At 34.1% G+C, this 17,874-nt stretch carries 18 protein-coding genes; 15 read left to right on the top strand and 3 right to left on the bottom strand.

Annotated elements, in window-relative coordinates; genetic code table 11:
• The first annotated feature begins 307 nt into the window (after positions 1 to 307).
• On the top strand, positions 308 to 2,080 hold the full coding sequence (locus tag ACIQ7T_RS21215; protein ID WP_370077323.1) for an oleate hydratase: 1,773 nt from the start codon (positions 308 to 310) through the stop codon (positions 2,078 to 2,080).
• A 48-nt stretch (positions 2,081 to 2,128) separates the two neighbouring features.
• Here the strand turns inward: ACIQ7T_RS21215 and ACIQ7T_RS21210 are convergent, their stop codons facing one another.
• Positions 2,129 to 3,793: a methyl-accepting chemotaxis protein gene (locus ACIQ7T_RS21210; protein ID WP_370077322.1), complete on the bottom strand. Its 1,665-nt coding sequence runs from the start codon at positions 3,791 to 3,793 to the stop codon at positions 2,129 to 2,131.
• Positions 3,794 to 4,171: 378 nt separating this feature from the next.
• On the opposite strand from ACIQ7T_RS21210, the gene ACIQ7T_RS21205 reads away from it, so the two are divergent.
• The 13 genes from ACIQ7T_RS21205 (at position 4,172) to ACIQ7T_RS21145 (ending at position 13,670) form a co-directional block, all read left to right on the top strand.
• Entirely contained in the window at positions 4,172 to 4,690 is a 519-nt protein-coding gene (locus ACIQ7T_RS21205) for an RNA polymerase sigma factor (RefSeq protein WP_370077321.1), read from the top strand.
• Positions 4,687 to 5,700: a DUF4179 domain-containing protein gene (locus tag ACIQ7T_RS21200; RefSeq protein ID WP_370077320.1), complete on the top strand. Its 1,014-nt coding sequence runs from the start codon at positions 4,687 to 4,689 to the stop codon at positions 5,698 to 5,700. Before ACIQ7T_RS21205 ends, ACIQ7T_RS21200 begins: the two co-directional genes overlap by 4 nt.
• Before the next feature lie 585 nt (positions 5,701 to 6,285).
• Positions 6,286 to 6,567 carry a CD3324 family protein gene (locus ACIQ7T_RS21195; RefSeq protein ID WP_370077319.1) on the top strand — a complete coding sequence of 94 codons (282 nt, stop codon included), beginning with the start codon at positions 6,286 to 6,288 and terminating at the stop codon, positions 6,565 to 6,567.
• A 160-nt stretch (positions 6,568 to 6,727) separates the two neighbouring features.
• Positions 6,728 to 7,303 carry a GNAT family N-acetyltransferase gene (locus ACIQ7T_RS21190; RefSeq protein WP_370077318.1) on the top strand — a complete coding sequence of 192 codons (576 nt, stop codon included), beginning with the start codon at positions 6,728 to 6,730 and terminating at the stop codon, positions 7,301 to 7,303.
• Between the two features lie 175 nt (positions 7,304 to 7,478).
• Positions 7,479 to 7,943 carry a helix-turn-helix transcriptional regulator gene (locus tag ACIQ7T_RS21185; protein ID WP_370077317.1) on the top strand — a complete coding sequence of 155 codons (465 nt, stop codon included), beginning with the start codon at positions 7,479 to 7,481 and terminating at the stop codon, positions 7,941 to 7,943.
• 79 nt (positions 7,944 to 8,022) lie between these two features.
• Complete coding sequence (locus ACIQ7T_RS21180; RefSeq protein WP_370077316.1) at positions 8,023 to 8,223, top strand: helix-turn-helix domain-containing protein; 201 nt, start codon at positions 8,023 to 8,025, stop codon at positions 8,221 to 8,223.
• A gap of 151 nt (positions 8,224 to 8,374) precedes the next feature.
• Positions 8,375 to 8,878 (top strand): GNAT family N-acetyltransferase, encoded by a 504-nt coding sequence (locus ACIQ7T_RS21175; protein WP_370077315.1) that lies wholly within the window; start codon positions 8,375 to 8,377, stop codon positions 8,876 to 8,878.
• Between the two features lie 66 nt (positions 8,879 to 8,944).
• Positions 8,945 to 9,895, top strand: a complete 951-nt coding sequence (locus tag ACIQ7T_RS21170; protein WP_402873294.1) for an alpha/beta hydrolase — start codon at positions 8,945 to 8,947, stop codon at positions 9,893 to 9,895.
• Between the two features lie 289 nt (positions 9,896 to 10,184).
• Positions 10,185 to 10,490, top strand: a complete 306-nt coding sequence (locus tag ACIQ7T_RS21165) for a monooxygenase (protein WP_370077313.1) — start codon at positions 10,185 to 10,187, stop codon at positions 10,488 to 10,490.
• A gap of 242 nt (positions 10,491 to 10,732) precedes the next feature.
• Complete coding sequence (locus ACIQ7T_RS21160) at positions 10,733 to 11,590, top strand: ABC transporter ATP-binding protein (protein WP_402873291.1); 858 nt, start codon at positions 10,733 to 10,735, stop codon at positions 11,588 to 11,590.
• A 4-nt stretch (positions 11,591 to 11,594) separates the two neighbouring features.
• Positions 11,595 to 12,212, top strand: coding sequence for an ABC-2 transporter permease (locus tag ACIQ7T_RS21155; protein ID WP_402873288.1), 618 nt, complete (start codon positions 11,595 to 11,597; stop codon positions 12,210 to 12,212).
• A 358-nt stretch (positions 12,213 to 12,570) separates the two neighbouring features.
• A complete protein-coding gene (locus ACIQ7T_RS21150; RefSeq protein ID WP_370047444.1) occupies positions 12,571 to 12,948 on the top strand; it encodes a GntR family transcriptional regulator in 378 nt (125 codons plus the stop codon).
• A gap of 110 nt (positions 12,949 to 13,058) precedes the next feature.
• A complete protein-coding gene (locus ACIQ7T_RS21145; RefSeq protein ID WP_402873284.1) occupies positions 13,059 to 13,670 on the top strand; it encodes an ABC-2 transporter permease in 612 nt (203 codons plus the stop codon).
• A gap of 23 nt (positions 13,671 to 13,693) precedes the next feature.
• Here ACIQ7T_RS21145 and ACIQ7T_RS21140 read toward each other — a convergent pair whose 3' ends face one another.
• Positions 13,694 to 15,328, bottom strand: coding sequence for a hypothetical protein (locus ACIQ7T_RS21140; RefSeq protein ID WP_402873281.1), 1,635 nt, complete (start codon positions 15,326 to 15,328; stop codon positions 13,694 to 13,696).
• A gap of 2 nt (positions 15,329 to 15,330) precedes the next feature.
• Positions 15,331 to 16,107, bottom strand: a complete 777-nt coding sequence (locus tag ACIQ7T_RS21135) for an ABC transporter ATP-binding protein (protein ID WP_402873278.1) — start codon at positions 16,105 to 16,107, stop codon at positions 15,331 to 15,333.
• A gap of 602 nt (positions 16,108 to 16,709) precedes the next feature.
• Between ACIQ7T_RS21135 and ACIQ7T_RS21130 the strand changes: the two genes are divergently transcribed.
• Positions 16,710 to 17,861 carry a Gfo/Idh/MocA family protein gene (locus tag ACIQ7T_RS21130; RefSeq protein WP_370077307.1) on the top strand — a complete coding sequence of 384 codons (1,152 nt, stop codon included), beginning with the start codon at positions 16,710 to 16,712 and terminating at the stop codon, positions 17,859 to 17,861.
• The last annotated feature ends 13 nt before the right edge of the window (positions 17,862 to 17,874 follow it).

The following is a 17,874-nucleotide window of genomic DNA, read 5'->3' as shown; positions in this document are numbered from 1 at the left end:
AAGGTTCTATACTTTAACAGCTTTATAATTAATCTTATAGAAGGAAATCATACAATAATCCAAGTCCTTTATAGGTTATCGCAACAAAGGTAATCTAATTTTTAAGTATTGCATAAACCCTTTTATATAAAGAAATTGATGAATAATTTATAAAAATGCAATGAATTGTTATGTCAAATAATAGGGTATAGTATATTTAGAGTTTAACTTTAAAATTGAATTATTTGTTAATTTCTCTCTCATTTTACCATTACCTTGCAAAATAATGGTATGCTATATCACGATAATAGTTTATGGAGGCGGTACTATGTATTACAGTAATGGTAATTATGAGGCTTTTGCACGTCCTAAAAAACCAGTGGGTGTTGATGAGAAATCAGCGTATCTTGTTGGTTCGGGGCTAGCTTCACTTTCAGCCGCATGTTTTTTAATTCGTGATGGTCAAATGAAGGGAGAGAATATTCATATTCTCGAAGAACTAGATATCTCAGGTGGTAGCCTTGATGGTATTTTAAATCCGACAAGAGGCTTTATTATTCGCGGTGGTCGAGAAATGGAAGATCATTTTGAATGCCTATGGGATCTATTCCGTTCAATCCCATCATTAGAAGTAGAAAACGCTTCTGTTTTAGATGAATTTTATTGGTTAAATAAAGAGGATCCTAACTATTCGAAATGTAGATTGATTGAAAATAGAGGACAAAGACTTGAGGATGATGGCAAGTTTACATTATCTGATAAAGCATCTGAGGAAATGATTAAATTATTCTTTATTCCTGAAGAGAAATTAGAGGATGTAAAAATTACAGATGTTTTCTCTGAAGAGTTCTTTGAATCGAATTTCTGGCTATATTGGTCTACGATGTTTGCTTTTGAAAAATGGCATTCTGCAATGGAAATGCGTCGTTATATTATGCGTTTCATTCATCATGTTGGGGGTCTACCTGATTTATCTGCTTTGAAATTTACAAAATATAATCAGTACGAATCTTTAGTACTTCCTATGATTAAATATTTGGAAAGTTATAATGTTGATTTCCAATTTAATACTGTTGTAGAGAATGTTTTAGTTGATAAAGTTGGCGATAAAAAAGTAGCCCATACTTTAGTGTTAAAACAAAATGGTGTGAAAAAGAATATTGAGCTAACAGAAAATGAATTAGTGTTTGTAACAAATGGTAGTATCACGGAGAGTACAACTTATGGTGACAATAATACGCCGGCCCCTATAAGTACTGATTTAGGCGGAAGCTGGTCACTTTGGAAAAACATCGCTTCCCAAGATTCTGATTTTGGTAAACCAGAAAAATTCTGCGATAACCTTCCAGAAGAAAGTTGGTTTGTTTCAGCAACGCTTACTACATTGGATGATCGAGTTGCTCCGTATATTGAAAAAATCAGTAAAAGAGATCCGTATGCAGGCAAGGTAGTTACGGGTGGTATTGTAACTGCTACAGATTCTAATTGGATGCTAAGCTATACGTTGAACCGACAACCGCATTTTAAAAATCAACCAAAAGACCAATTAGTAGTTTGGATTTATGGTTTACTATCAAATAAACCAGGTGATTTTATTAAAAAGAGTATCACGGAATGTTCTGGAATTGAGATCGCGCAAGAGTGGTTGTACCATATGGGTGTACCTGTAGATGAAATACCGGATATTGCGCAAAATTCTTGTAATACTATTCCATGTTACATGCCTTATATAACATCTTACTTCATGCCTAGAGCAATGGGAGATCGTCCTTTAGTTGTCCCTAATGGATCTACTAACTTAGCCTTCATTGGGAACTTTAGTGAAACAGAAAGAGATACTGTATTCACAACTGAATATTCAGTAAGAACAGCGATGGAAGCTGTTTATCAATTATTAGATATTGATCGAGGCGTTCCAGAAGTATTTGCATCTACTTTTGACATTCGTACTTTATTATCTTCAACTGCTCGCTTACTTGATGGTAAAAAATTAACAGATGTAGATGCTCCATTTATCTTAAAACAAATAGGTAAATTTGGTATTCATAAAACGAAAGACACAATCATCTATGATTTACTCAAAGAAAGTGAATTGATATAGAGATATGTGCTAAAAAAGCTGATTCATAATTGAATCAGCTTTTTTACATTAAATAGTGAATTTTTTCATTTCGTCTCTTAAAGCATCAGCAATAGCATTTAGGTCTTTAGCTTTTTCAGAGACAGTCTCGATGCTTTTAAGCTGTTCATTTGCGGAAGCGGAAACTTGTTCTGTTCCAGCAGAGGTTTCTACTGCAGAAGCAGATATGTTTTGTACGGCACTAATGATTTGCTCCTTGCGTTCATCCATCTCATGAGATAAATGTTTCACATCTTGTGCCACTCCACTCGTTTGGTCTAGAGCTACCTTTATTGTATTAAAGATTTCGCTAGTATCCTTTGTAGCTTTTGCATTTTGTTCGACAATGCTAAGGCTCGTACTGATTTCCTGCACAGCACTTTTAGAAATATCCTGAATGGCAGAGATTTTATTCTTAATATCCTCAGTAGCATTAGATGTCTGTTCCGATAATTTTCGGATTTCATCCGCGACAACTGCGAAACCTTTACCGGCTTCACCGACGCGAGCTGACTCAATGGAAGCGTTTAGAGCCAATAAATTAGTTTGAGTTGCGATGTCTGTAATTGTATTAACAATACTTGATATATCAGATGAAGTTTTATCTACTTCTTGAACAATGTTGCTTACCTGTTGAGAAGATTCTCGATTTTTCTCTGACCAAATAGAGAGTTGATTGATGGTTTCTACACCTTGATTACTTAAATGATCAATATCCTCTGTCATAGAAGCAATCTTCTCTGTGTGCTCAATAACACGATCAATGTTTCCAGATAGTTGATTTAATTGTTCAGCACTTTTTTCTGTATCATGAGCTTGCTCTTCTGTAGCCTTTGCTACTTCATTAATGGCTGAGCTAATTTCATCAGTCGTACGTACCGTATCTTCTGCTATTTGAATAAGAATCTTTGAGGAATCTGATAGCTCGGAGCTAGTTTTATGTATATTGACGGTAACATTCTTTAATGCCGATTGCATGCCAGAGATGCCTTTTGCCATAAGACCAATTTCATCTTGATGATGTAATAGCTTCTCTAATTCTGGATTTTCGGTAAAGTCTAAGCTAGTAGTTTGATGAATGATATTTTCAAGATTCTTAATGGCAGTAACAATGCGACCAATAATCCACCACATTAAAGCACCTATAACGATAAAACTCACTATGCCTGTAATAATCTGATAGCCTAGTACAGAGTTTGTAATAGATTGAATACCGCTTTCAGGCACCCCAATATCAATTACGCCATAAAGCTTGCCATCTTTATATATAGGTTCCATGATGTCATATGTCCAAATACCTTGAACTTCAGCATACCATCTCGTAAATTGCTTTTTTCCGTGCTTGGCACCATCGATTGTGTATGCATCCTCATATGTTTTTCCTAATTTCCCTTTATCACTATGCGCCACTGCTTTTGCATTGGTATCAATGACAATAGCATAAGTTACATTCTCTTGTTTTTCTTTTGACTCCACAAAATCTTGTAAAGATGAGATGGGATCATTCTCAGAATTTAATATAGTTTCAACTTGCTTGGCGATTTCATAGACCTGTTCATTGGCTTTTTCAATTAAAACTTCTTTACTATTTTTGCCCACAATCCAAACACCTAATACGGAATTAATGACAGATGACAATAACAGCAAACTTAATGTAAAAAACAATAATCGTCGCTTAATGCTTTTGTTTTTCAAATAGTTTCCTCCTCTGAGTTTTATTGGAACTTTATGCCTATGAAAACTCAAATTTTAAGTATAGTATTATGTACTGAAGCAGGAATGTCAATAATGAATTGAGAGTCTTATTACTTAAAAAGTGACAGATTAGAGTATAAAAGTCCTTTTGTTTTTCGATAACCTTGTGGATGTTAGAACAGATCGGAAATACCTATTTTCGGAGTGTAAACAGTGTTAGTTGTTTTAAATAGCCTCTCATTTAAAATTTATATTAGTAGGTAGCGACCGACTGTTATTTCGCCGGTTGCTTTTTTAGTGTAATAAAATAAAAATCGATGCAACTAACTATCAATCAAAATGCTCTAACGGTATGTAAAGAGAAAAAGAGGTGATTATATGCGATCCGAGTTTCTTGTAAAAAAAGCAAAGAAGGGAGATGGAGAAGCGTTTATACAATTAATCCGTCAATATGAAATAACGCTTTACCGGACAGCAAAACGACTAGGCTTGAAAGATGAGGACATTGCAGATCTTTTACAGGATACAATACTGACAGCGTTTGAAAAAATAGATTCTCTAAAAGAAGCAAAATATTTTAATACATGGATTTGTCGAATACTTTTAAATAACTGTTATCGCTTTATGAAGCAGGATCAACGTACTGTACCACTGGATGTGACGACATTGCATGAACTGCGACACCAAGATCAAATTTCACTTGAGCTTGATGAGGCATTAGAAAGTCTAGATGAGAGCTATCGCATTGCTTTAACGCTTTATTATGTGAATGGGCTCACGACAAAGGAAATAAGCGAATTTCTTCATGAATCAGAAGGGACGATTAAGTCGAGAATTTCTAGAGCGAAGCAATATCTGAAAAATAATTATTATGTTGAGGGGGCACAATTGCTATGAAAAAATCATTAGACGACCGTTTACATGAAGAAATGAATAGAGAACAAGAAATACCAGAAGTTGTGCAAAAAGCTTTTGATCGTTCCTATACAGAAATTCGCTCTAAATCAAAGAAAAAGACAAAAAAACGTTGGTTGAAGCCTATTTCAGCTGCGGCTGCATGTGCAGTTCTCGCTTCGGGTGTGATTTTGTCTAATGATACAGCGATGGCTAAACTAAAAGCATTTCTAGGTTTCCAGGAGGATGCTGGAATTGAACTTGCTAGTCAAAATGGAGAAGTACAATACTCTGGGGTATCGCAAAGTTCACAAGATGTTACGGTCACACTTGAAAATACATTTGCTGATGCCTATCGTGTAGGGCTACAGTTCAAGATTTTACCAAAGAGCATGGATATAAGAGATATTCAGCATATAAGTATTGAATATCGTATATATGATTCTAAAGGAAAAGAAATTGATGCCCATGTTTCAGATACAAAGCCTCTTACTTCAAAAGGTTTAGCGGGTAATACTGAGGAGCGAATGCTGAAAGGAACCGACCAATCCATAATTTTAGAACAAATATTACAGTCGAATGACCAGGCATGGCCTTCTCTAGATAACGCTCAATTAGTAATTGAAACAATTCATTTCTTTACAGAAAAGAAAGGGATTGTTCATATTAATGGAGAATGGCCATTTACATTGACACCAACGAAGGTTGTAACACAATCATTTGAAGCGGAAAAGGCTGTTGAGGGTATTCAACTACAATCAGCAACCCTTACGAATGGCTCTATGCATGTATCTTTAATAGTTGACGTTTCCGAGGATGAAAATCAATTTTTTGAATGGGCGTTAACAAATGAAAAGGGAGAGTCCTTTTATGCACGAGGAGCCAATATAGAATTGAAAGATGGGAAAACTTTTGTTAATTTAGTTTACCCTTATAGTATTTGGAATAAAGAAAAACAATTAAGCTTAAATATTAAGGGCTATGAAGAATTAAAATTAAAAAGTAAAGACTAATAGATAATTTAAATATTTAGGAGTACATTGGCAGCTATATCGCTAATGTACTTTTTCATTTGTTTATCAATAATAAAGCGAACGGGAATCTATAAAATCTCTTTTTATTTTTGGATAATATGGGAATTGTCACCAAAAATAGTGAGTGACATTAGTTAAAACGTATGCTATGTATATAAGTTGATTGGAGTGGAGGCTGGGCGACTCCTTGGGGATTAGCGATTAAGAGGAACGAAGGCTAAAACCATCACGTCCTGTGATAACGCCTTCGTGACCAACATCGTGTTGGCCCGAGACCCTGGAGCGAGCAAAGCGAGTGAAGCGGCTCATCGGACGCCCCCAGGAAGCTTTGCTCTGTGCGAAAGCGAAGCGTCAGCAACAAAGCGCCCAGCCGGAACGGAAATCAACCACACGTTTTGGTGATGAACCTTATATGGTATAGTATTGATAAAATTACAGAAATACAAGGGGGGATTGTTTGATGAGAAGGTATACTTTTTTTGCATAGCAAAGGCTATTGCAATATAGGATAAATTAAATAGCCTTTGCTCTTCCTAAAAAAATATTAAATTTAGGAGTGCAATTATGAGCTATAAAAAAGCAAAGCATATTCTACCAGCTGAGTTGCTAGAGTTAATACAAGAATATGTTGATGGTGAATATATTTATATACCGCGGAGAGCAGAACATAAAAAAGACTGGGGATCCAATACTGCTACAAGAAAAGAATTGGGTGTAAGAGACTGTAATATTTATAACGATTATCTAACGGGAGCGGACACGGCTACTTTAGGTGAAAAATATTATTTGTCTTCGAAGAGTATCCAAAGAATTGTATTAAAAGAGAAAAGAAGAAGAATAGAATAGTATAAGCCAGTGTGGTTTTTGACCACATTGGCTTATTTTCTTTTATGAAATATGTATGAGGTTTTTTCAGGCAATCTAGGCTGGGTATAATTTAATCAGCTTCTTGTGAATTTCCATCTTTAGTTTATTTTGATATTCATTCAAAAAAGGAGAGAAAAAAATGAATTTTACCAAAGTATTAGGGACCTCTTTTCCATCAGTACAAACTGAGCGCATTAAATTAAGAAAGTTGAAGTTGGAGGATGCTCCTACGTTATTCAATTATTATTCAAATGAAAATGTATATCGTTATCTTGATTGGAATGGACCAGAAACTCTAGAAAGAAGTTATGAAGTAATTAATTTTTGGAACAAAGGCTATGATGAAGGTTGGATTATTCGTTTTGCTATTGCTAACAAAGAAACCGATGAAATTATTGGTACTATTTTTTTAAGTGAATTTGAAGGCAAACGAGCTGAAATTGGTTATGAATTATCTGAAGAATATTGGCATCGAGGTATTATGTCGGAAGCTGTTAAAGCAGTATTATCAATAGGATTTGATCAGTTAGGTTTAGTAAGAATACAGGCAATTGTTACAGAGGAAAATATAGCTTCAAAGAAACTATTGTCGAAATTCAACTTTAAGGAAGAAGGTTGCTTAAGACAATTTGAATGCCATAGTGTTACTGGAGAATGTAAAGATATGTTGATCTATAGTTTGTTGCATACTGAGTTTTCGAAAAAGAATATATAAGTTTTATGGTAATTTCAGATGGATTTCCAATAAAAAATGCGACAAAAACCTATTTAATGAGTTTTGTCGCATTTTTATATTGTGGTCTATTTTTCTCTATTTTTGAAAATTCCTGTTAATAGAAATTCCAGTATGTGATAATAACCGTAAATTAAGGTAATGGGAGGGGGATAAAATGGAGAAAAATATTTTAAGTTTAAAACTAAAAAGATATCGAGAAGAGAAAGGAATCACCCAACAAGAACTAGCTGAGATTTTAGAAGTAAGTGATAAGTCTATATCCAAATGGGAACTTGGGAATGGTTATCCGAGTAAGAGAAATATGCTGAAAATATCGGAGGTTCTAGATATCAGTGTGGAAACATTGCTATTAGAGGAAAAGAACGATGATAAAGAAAAAATAAAGTTAAGTATTAATTATAGCTTAATTAGTTATATCATTATTTTTGCTGTAACTTTAATGATCAAAGGTTTGACAGGTGCAGAACAGTATCAAAACATTTTATCTAAAGATATTATTGAGATTTTAAAACTACTTGCAAGTGCATTTGTACAAAATATAGGAATTGCTTTACCACCCGCAATTATCATTGGTTTTGTTTTTTATTTTTATATTTTTCCTAAACAATCAAGAGAGTAGATATAAATCTGCTTTCTTTTTTTACAATAAAGCTTTATAACTGATAATTTAGAGTTATGACGCATGAGAAGGTGAGAAAATGCTGGGGAAATTTTTGAGAAGTAAAAAGAAAAATAAGGAATGGCGTGGAGGAAATTCAAATGGACGACCTAAAGTAGCTATAAATGAATTACAATTGCAGCATTTAAAGGATGCTGGCAAAAGTAATCGAGAAATTGCACGAATTCTTCGCGTTTCGGAAGCTACTATTCGAAGACGATTGAAAGATTTAGAGGGGTGATTTTTTCTCTTTATTCGAGTCGTTATACATATTTCTTCATCTTGGGATTCCGATAGATTATAAACAAACTTTTCGGTAGGATATCATAAAGAGTTTGTTTTCTTAAATATGGATTACAATACATATTATTCAGAACGAGGGGTTGAGTTGCTTGGAAATATCAATTAATAGCTTACAAGAATGTGACGCAGAAGAATTGTATCAGTTCGAAAAGAACAATAGACAATTCTTTGAACAAATGGTACCTAGTCGTGGAGAAGATTATTATAATTTTGAAACGTTTAAAATAAGACATAAAGAGCTTTTAGCAGAACAACAGGAAGAAAAATCAAAATTCTACTTAATAAGAGATAACTCGGGCAATATTATCGGAAGAATTAATTTAGTAGATATAGATACAACGAATGATATAGCAGAAGTCGGTTACAGAGTGGGACAAGAATATGGAGGAAGAGGAATAGGGGCTAGAGCCTTAAAGCTACTATTAGAAACTGAAATCCGTGTCAAAAAGATTAAAGCAAAAACAACAACAAATAATATTGCATCTCAAAGGGTTCTTGAAAAGAATGGCTTTAAACAAGTGTGTATAGATGATAATGCGTTCGAAATGAATGGGCAAAAGTTGCAGTTTATCGAGTACCTTTTGGAACTTTAAAAGCCATGATGCCTTCTGTTAGTTTTGATGGATAGTAAAAATCTTAAGAGGGGTGGTTGAAAGACAGTGTTTAAACGAATCATGATGCTTTTTTCAATTATTACAGCGATACTTTTCTTGATCATTACGACAAGTTATATTATTCATCAAATAAAATTATCAAAGGAAGAAAAATTATTTACGCCAACAGGAAAAATGGTAGAAGTTAATGGACATCAAATGCATGTGTACGTAGAAGGAAATGGAGAAGAAACGCTTGTATTTATGTCTGGGGGAGGCACAAGCTCACCTGTTTTAGATTTTAAATCATTATATTCATTGTTAAGCGATAAATATAAAATCGTTGTCGTTGAAAAGGCAGGTTATGGCTTTAGTGACATTACAGATTCTGAGCGTGAGATTGATACTATTTTACAAGAAACAAGAGAAGCTCTATTAAAATCAGATGTTGAAGGACCATATATTTTATTTCCTCATTCTATGTCTGGTATTGAGGCATTGTATTGGGCTCAAGTCTATCAGAATGAAGTTAAAGCAATTATAGGGTTGGATATGGCTGTTCCTGCTGCATATAAAGATTATGATATAAATATGCCTTTAGTTCATTTAAGTGCCTTTGCTGATAATATTGGTATTACTAGATGGATTCCGGGCCTTTCTGAAAGTGATGCCATCAAATATGGGACTTTGACAGATGAGGAAAAAGAATTGTATAAAGTAATTTTTTATCGTAGAACAGTAACTAAAAATATGGTGAATGAAATTAATCATATTAAGGAAAATGCCGAAAAGGTAGGAGCGGCTGAAATCTCAAATGTTCCAATGCTTTTGTTCACTTCAAACGGTCAAGGGACAGGGTGGAATGAAGATGAGTGGAATGAATTTCAAAAGGAGTTCATCAGTAAACATAAAAATGGCACATTAATAAAATTAGATTGCTCACACTATATTCATGATATTGAATTTAAGCGAATAGCGGATGAGTCAGAAAAATATATAGAGAGATTAAATCATTAGGTTCATCATCAAAAGTTGTGTATGCCATTTAAAACGTATGCCCATATATAAGTTGATTGGAGTGGAGACTGGGCGACTCCTTGGGGATTAGCGTCACAGATGAGACCCTGGAGCGAGCAACGCGAGTGAAGCGGCTCATCGGACGCCCCCAGGAAGCTTTGCTCTGTGCGAAAGCGAAGCGGCAGCAACAAAGCGCCCAGTCGGAACGGAAATCAACACCACACATCATGGTGAAAGGCCATAAAAATTACTAATTGTTATAGAAAAAATCAAAGTGGGGGTTTTAATCATGAAATATTTATTACAAGTTGATTTTCCAATGGACGGGCCATTCGGTGAAGAAATGTCCGAAGCATTTGCAGATTTAGCGAAAAGTATTAACGAAGAGTCAGGTATGATTTGGAAGATTTGGACTGAGAATGCTGCGACTAAAGAATCCGGTGGAATATATTTATTTAAAACTAAAACAGATGCTGAGAAATATTTAAATATGCATTCAGAACGATTAACAAGTTTCGGCATTACCGATATTCGTGGGAAAATCTTCGAGGTGAATGAAGTATTATCAACGATTAATAATGCTCCAATTAAATAGTTAGCTAAAGCTAATTAGGGGTCATAAATGGCAGTATTATCAGCTAAATAATTAAAAACAGAAAACATGAGATTGTGATTTAACAATCTCATGTTTTCGTTTTTTATTTTTAATAATAATTTATTACTTGCAAAATATATCCGCTGTGTATATATTGTATATAAAGTATATATACATTATTTAGAGTGTTACCTTAAAGAGTTCAAGGAAATGCTTACATTATTGCAAACGGAGGATGGATGATGGAAAATGTCATTGAATTACAGCATGTTCATAAATCTTTTAAGGGATTTCAGATAAAGGATTTCTCTATTAACGTAAAAAAGGGCTTCGTAACCGGATTTATCGGGGGAAATGGTGCAGGGAAATCTACAACAATCAAATTGATTATGAACTTGCTACAGCAAGATAGTGGTACTGTTTCAGTGTTTGGGATGGATTATAAAAAGCATGAAAAAGAAATAAAGGAACGTATTGGCTTTGTCTATGATGAAAATGTTTTTTATGAATATGTAACGTTAAAGGATATGAAAAGGATTATTAAACCAGCCTATAAAAACTGGGATGATGATGCTTTTCAACGTTATGTTACTCAGTTCGAACTACCACTGAACAAAAATATGAAGACCTTTTCAAAGGGGATGAAGATGAAAGCTTCGTTAGCTATAGCTCTAGCTCATCATGCAGAATTAATTATTATGGATGAGCCAACTGCGGGGCTCGATCCGATATTTCGTAGAGAGTTACTAAATATTCTACATGAATTGATGCAAGATGAAGATAAAACGATTTTCTTCTCGACACATATAACAACAGATTTAGACCGAGTTGCGGATTATATTACCTTTGTTCATAACGGTGAACATATATTCACGAAGGAATTTTATAAGATTGAAGAGGAATATGCCATTGTCAAAGGGACGTTGAATTTATTGGATCAGGAAACGGAAAGAGAGTTTGTTGCAATTCGAAAAACGAACACAGGCTTTGAGGCATTGACAGCGGATAAAAATCGTGTGGCAAACATATTTGGGGATTCTGTTATTATGGAAAAACCAACGCTTGAAGATATTATGTACTATACGAAAAAAGGGTGGTAATGGGATGGTTAATCTAATAATAAAGGATGTTTTAATACAAAAGAAAATAATTTTACTGTACATTCCTATTATAATAATCCTTTTATTGGGAAGTATGAGTTCCCCGTTGTATTTCGGGTTTATATTTAGTATATCATTTATAATGACTAGTTTCTCTTATGATGAAAAAGATAATGCTAATATCCTTTTTAATTCGCTACCTTACACGAGAAAGGAAATTGTCAGTTCAAAATATATAGGTTCTCTTGTATTTACACTAGCGTTTATATTCATCATTTATAGTAGCAACTTCCTCTTAAATGGAAAAGCGATAATGTTTTTATGGAAAGAAATCCTGCTTATTATTGGTCTTGTAATGGTCGCTATTTCATTTATGTTTCCAATTTCTTATAAATTTAAAACGAAAAATTTGCCAATTGTTGCAAGTGCTTTAGTCGGTATCTTGCTGCTAATAACTACTTTTTTTATTCCTAATTTATTTGGTGAAATAAGAGAGCTGACTCAAAAGTTTCTGACCTTACAAGAAACACAAATGTATTTCGTAACTATCCTTACGATCATTATTTTATATATTGGATCGTGGCTACTATCTATTCGTATATATACGAGAAAGGCTTTTTGAAATAAAACAGCTTGAGCCCGTTGATGTAGGCTCAAGCTATTTAAGTACGCTTAAACAAAAAGTCCCATATAATAAAATCTGAGTATCGTCGACCTTGACTTCCGATGTCGATGTAACAAATAAAAGTGTACAAATGGGCTAAACATTATTTTCATGAGGCAGAAAATTATACTCTAAACAATAGACAATGTAATCTTTATGTGGAAAGACATTATAAATCTAAATTGTTTTATATTTCCCTGAATGTCCAAGCATAAGTACAACTGACGAAAGCATGCTGAAATAAAAACTGCTCATGCTAACGGAATAACCATCGTCTTCTGTGCTGATCACATAAAAATAAAGAAGAGGTATTTGCATGCAAATTATTATTTCCAACAGTTCAAAAGAACCGATTTATGAGCAAATTTATACTCAAATTAAAAAGCTAATTTTATCAGGTGAATTACAAGAGGGGCAGTCATTGCCGTCTATGCGACAGCTTGCAAAGGATTTAGAAATTAGCGTTATTACAACAAAACGCGCTTATGAAGAGCTAGAGAAAAACGGATTTATTTATTCTATTGTGGGGAAAGGTTCGTTCATCTCAGAACAAAATAAGGAAATGATGAGAGAAAGAAAAGTAAAAGTAATCGAAGAAAATCTATTGATTGCCATTCAAAATGCTAAAGAAATGAACATTGGCTTAGCAGAGCTCAAAGAAATGCTCACACTATTGTATTCAGAGGATGAGTGATGGAGACAGCTGCTAAATTCGTGTGATGAATATATTTAGAGATGCGGTTATTGTGAAAAGGTCTACCCTCGAAGATAGTATGTAATATACGAAAAAAGGAAGGTAATTGGATGATTAACCTTATACTTAAGGATGTTTTAATACAAAAGAAATTAATTTTATTTTACATTGCTACTATAATAATCTACTTATTGGCAGGTGTACCCCTAATATTTTTGGGATTTCTTTATAGTGTAATATATATACTAAATGCTTTCGCTTACGATGAAAAAGACAATGCTAATATTTTGCTCAATTCTCTGCCATATACGAGAAAGGAAATTGTCAGTTCAAAATATATAGGTTCACTGATATTTACAACATTATTTGTTTTCATGATTTATGTGGGGGATTTCCTCATAAATGGAAAAGGTGATCTTTTTATTTGGAAAGAAATGTTGCTTATTATTGGTCTAGTTATGGTCGCTATATCATTCATGTTTCCAATCTCCTATAAATTTAAAACGCAATATTTATTGATTGCTTCAGGTGTTTTATTTGGTATTTATATGTTAACAATTAGTTTACTAGTTCCTATAAATGATATATTAAGAGAACTAACACGAAAGTTCTTGACTCTACAAGAAACGCAAATGTATTTTGTAGCTAGCATTACGGTTATTATTTTATTTATTGGGTCGTGGCTACTATCTATTCGTATATATGAGAGAAAAGCTTTTTAAAATAAAACGGCTTGAGCTCAGGCTCAAGCCGTTTTCGTACGCTTAAAAGCAAGCTTCCATAGAACGAAGTTCGTGAGGACAAGCATGAATAAGTAAATGATTGCTCCATAAGTAGTATGAGTAGTCAGGAAGTAATGCAGTGCCGCCAGAACACCTAATGGGATAAGCAATATAAGGGTTTTCCAGCTCTGGGCATCGCCAACTTCATTATAAGGCTTTGTGAAAGGAATTACGCTTCCCATGCCGATGTAGCAAATGACGGTGAACATGCAGCTTGCTACTAAAACAATTAATAAATCTGGGATAATTCTCGTACCATAAATGAAGCAGAAAATGATGCTTAGAAAAATATACAATGGAATATACAACTTAATCAAAAAGGCTTTTAAGGTGCCTTTTTTCAAGTTTGTATAATCTATAATTGGAAAGACTTTATAGATCCAAGCCGCTTTATATTTTCCTGAATGTCCAAGCAAAAGCACGGCTGACGGAATAATTAGCATGCTGAAATAAATATTTAAATAGCCCATGCTAACGGCATAATCAACAGTTTCGGACCTTGAAAAAGAAAACATAAAAATAAATGGAATGACAAAAGAAAATCCTAAAGATGGATATACTTTCAGTTTAAACTCTCGCTCTTGTTTCATCATAAGAGAAGCGAAACGGTAGAAAGCTCTTTCTTCATGAGTTCTACAAATGATTGTTAACAAAAGGGTCTTAAATCGATTGTTCTTCTCTTTTTTCGATTTGCTTGTGTTTAATAGTTTTTGTAGATTACGTTCAAAGGTTGGAACCAGCTTTAGATAAAGCCATATCGAGATGATTGGCATGACAACAGCAAATATACTGAACACCACTGTAAATAAAGAGTTGTTACCGTTTAGCAATAGTTCATAAGGAGCGGAAAACCACATAGGAATTAGAAAAATACTCCACCAATGAAACACTACCGCCATATCAAAATTAACGAATTCAAAGGATCTAATAAGAACTTGATAGCCAATCATCATCATTAATGATAAGCCGATTTGTACATAATTGATGATGTCTTTCAGCTTTTCTCCATCAAAGAATCTTAAAATAGCAATATATAAAATAGCGGTTAATACAACAATAAAAACATTAATTAAAACGAGTAAGAGCACAGTTAAAATGAAGAATACAATCCCTTGATTAAATAGGCCCACCATAAGGGGAATGGCAGTGAATGCAATAGTTAAATACGTCAAGTAAATGAAAATATGCATAAATTTGGCCGCATTGATCGTTTTAGCAGAGATAGGCTTGGTTGATAGGATACTTCTGTCCCGTACATCCAAGAGTACTGAAGAAAAATCAGAAATCAATGTTGTCATGATGATAAAAATAATCATTGCATAAGCAATACTCATCTGGAAAAGATAGTTTTGACCAAATCCCATAAAAGGAACCAACATAAGTCCCATTAAAACATAAATCCATAAAGATTTGATGTAGCCATTCTTTTGCTTTTTGTTGTTTTTATTTGATGCTTGGTTAAATATGGTCGGTACTTTACGCTCATCCATTGTTAGTTTAATATGGAGGATCTTTCTCATGATCTCGTAATCGATGCCCATTTTCACAAAAACAAATTGAATCTTATCAAGTAGCTGAAGCGTTTTGAAATCTTTCATGATCATACCTCTTGCACAATAGAAACGAATTTCTCACCAATTTCCTGATGATCATGGAAGCCTGTCAATTGGTTGAAAATCTTTTCCAGAGTTCCTTCGGTATTGTCTGCCTGTAGTTGGGCAAATGTCCCATCGGCAGCGATTTTCCCATCATTCAGCAGGATGATGCGACTACTGATTTTTTCGACAACATCCATAATATGAGAGGAATAAAATATTGTTTTTCCTTGGGCAGCTAGTTGAATCAAAATCTCTTTAAAGATCATCACACTATTCGCATCTAATCCATTGATCGGTTCATCTAAAAATAACAAATCGGGATTATGTATAAGGCTAGCGATAATTAATAGCTTTTGCCGCATCCCTTTTGAATAAGAAGATATCCTTGAATGATACGCTTCACCAACACCAAACAATTCCATTAAGGATTTTGATTTATCAGCAACGACTTCTAATTCAAGGCCATAAAGCTGGCCGATGAAGGTTAAATACTCGTAACCAGATAAATTATCATAAACATCTGCTATTTCTGGTACATAGCCAATACGCCGTCTATATTCAATGCTGTCTTTTCCAATATTCTCCCCGAAAAGCTTAATTTCTCCACCGTAATCGCCTTCGATCCCCAAAATGATTTTGACAGTGGTACTTTTACCTGCACCGTTCGGACCGATATAACCAATTATTTCACCTCGCGAGACGTGCAAGTCGATTCCTTTTAATATTTCCTTACTACCATAACGCTTCGTCAAATTCGTAATCGTCAAGATTTCTTCCATGTTGCAACTCCTTTCGGTTGATCCTATATTAACGGGCAGTAATTTTTCTGGTACCGTCTGGAAAATCTCGATTGGTGAAGACTAATAATCGGTGGAGGATGAAGAAACGCCACCAATTAGAGTTTCACTTTATCTTATGTTTAGTGTAATCGATTTAGATAAAATATCCACAAATATTATGTAATGTATAATAAGTGGGATAATATCCCTGTTGTTATATTATATAATCTATTGATGACCATTATAAGTTAGAAATTTTGGTTTATTGTGAGGGAATTATATCTTTTATACTGAGAGGGTTGAGCTTTTAGAGATGTATTGAATATTCTGTATTCGCAGATGAGTCAACTTTTTTCGAAGAGATTAATAGCAAAAAAATTATATAATATGACTAAATTTGGGGTATTGACATATTTATGGTTAGAATTATATATTTATTTCAGCGTAATTTTTGGAATATTCACTATACTATTTCGATCTAACTTGTACCTACAACGTGTTGACATGTAGTTGTGTTGTTGTGGATGATTTTTAAAATCAGTATCAAATGTAAACGTTTACTTAATACAATTGAATGCAAGATTTTTAAAGGGGGAAAATCAATGAAGAAAGTACGCATTGGAGTAATTGGAGCTGGATTAAGAGGAGGTTTAGCTCAATATTGGCATAAGCCTGATGGAGAATCAGAAATTGTTGCTTTGGCTGATATTTCTCAAGAACGTTTAGATAAATTTCAAGAAAAATTTGAAACACCTTTATTTTTAACGAAGGATTATAAGGAATTACTAACAAGAGACGATATTGATGCTATTGCAGTTTTATCACCGGATTATTTACATGAAGAACATATTATTACTTGTTTAGAAGCAGGAAAGCACGTATATGCTGAAAAACCTTTAGCGATTACAGTGGAGGGTTGCGATCGAATTTTAGATATATGGAAAAAATCAGGGAAGCATCTAATGGTCGGTTTTAATATGCGATATATGGGGATGTATCAAACGATGAAAGGCTTAATCGATTCAGGTGCTATTGGAGAATTAAAAGCCATTTGGGTCCGCCACTTTGTTGGCTTTGGCGGTTACTTCTATTATCATGATTGGCACGGTAATTCCAAAAATACAACATCTCTATTACTGCAAAAAGGCTCACATGATTTAGATGTGATTCATTGGATTTCTGGAAAACATGCGACGAAAGTATCTGCATTTGGTAGCTTAGATTATTACGGTGGAGATAAACCAAATACGTTAACATGTCCGACATGTGATCAGAAAAAAACATGTCCAGAATACGTCCCACATACATTCACGGAATGTGCGTTCCGAGAAGAAATTGATGTTGAGGATAATAACATGCTCATTATGGAATTAGAGGGTGGTATAAAAGCTTCCTATTTACAATGTCACTTCACCCCAGATTATTCACGAAATTATACATTTATCGGTACGAAAGGGCGTATCGAAAATGATGATGTAAACAATAAAATTTATTTGAAGACGCGTAAATCTAATTCCTGGGAAGAGCTTAGTGATGTTGTTTATGAAATGAAACCCGAGGAAGGAAGCCATGGGGGAGCAGATCCTAAAATTGCGCAAGATTTCGTAGAGCTAATACTTTACAATAAAGAGCCTTTAACAACTCCATTTGCTGGTCGTATGAGCGTAGCAGTTGGCTGTGCAGCAACGGAATCACTCCGTAATGGGGGAAGAGTTGTTGAAATTTCACAGGAATCTACTATTCTACAGCATTGATAAATAGGGGGTG

Origin of the sequence: Lysinibacillus sp. NPDC096212 (assembly GCF_044763105.1) — a bacterium.
GTDB lineage: Bacteria > Bacillota > Bacilli > Bacillales_A > Planococcaceae > Lysinibacillus.
The sequence above is the reverse complement of the archived record's forward strand: the minus strand, read 5'-3'. Positions and strand labels throughout refer to the sequence as shown.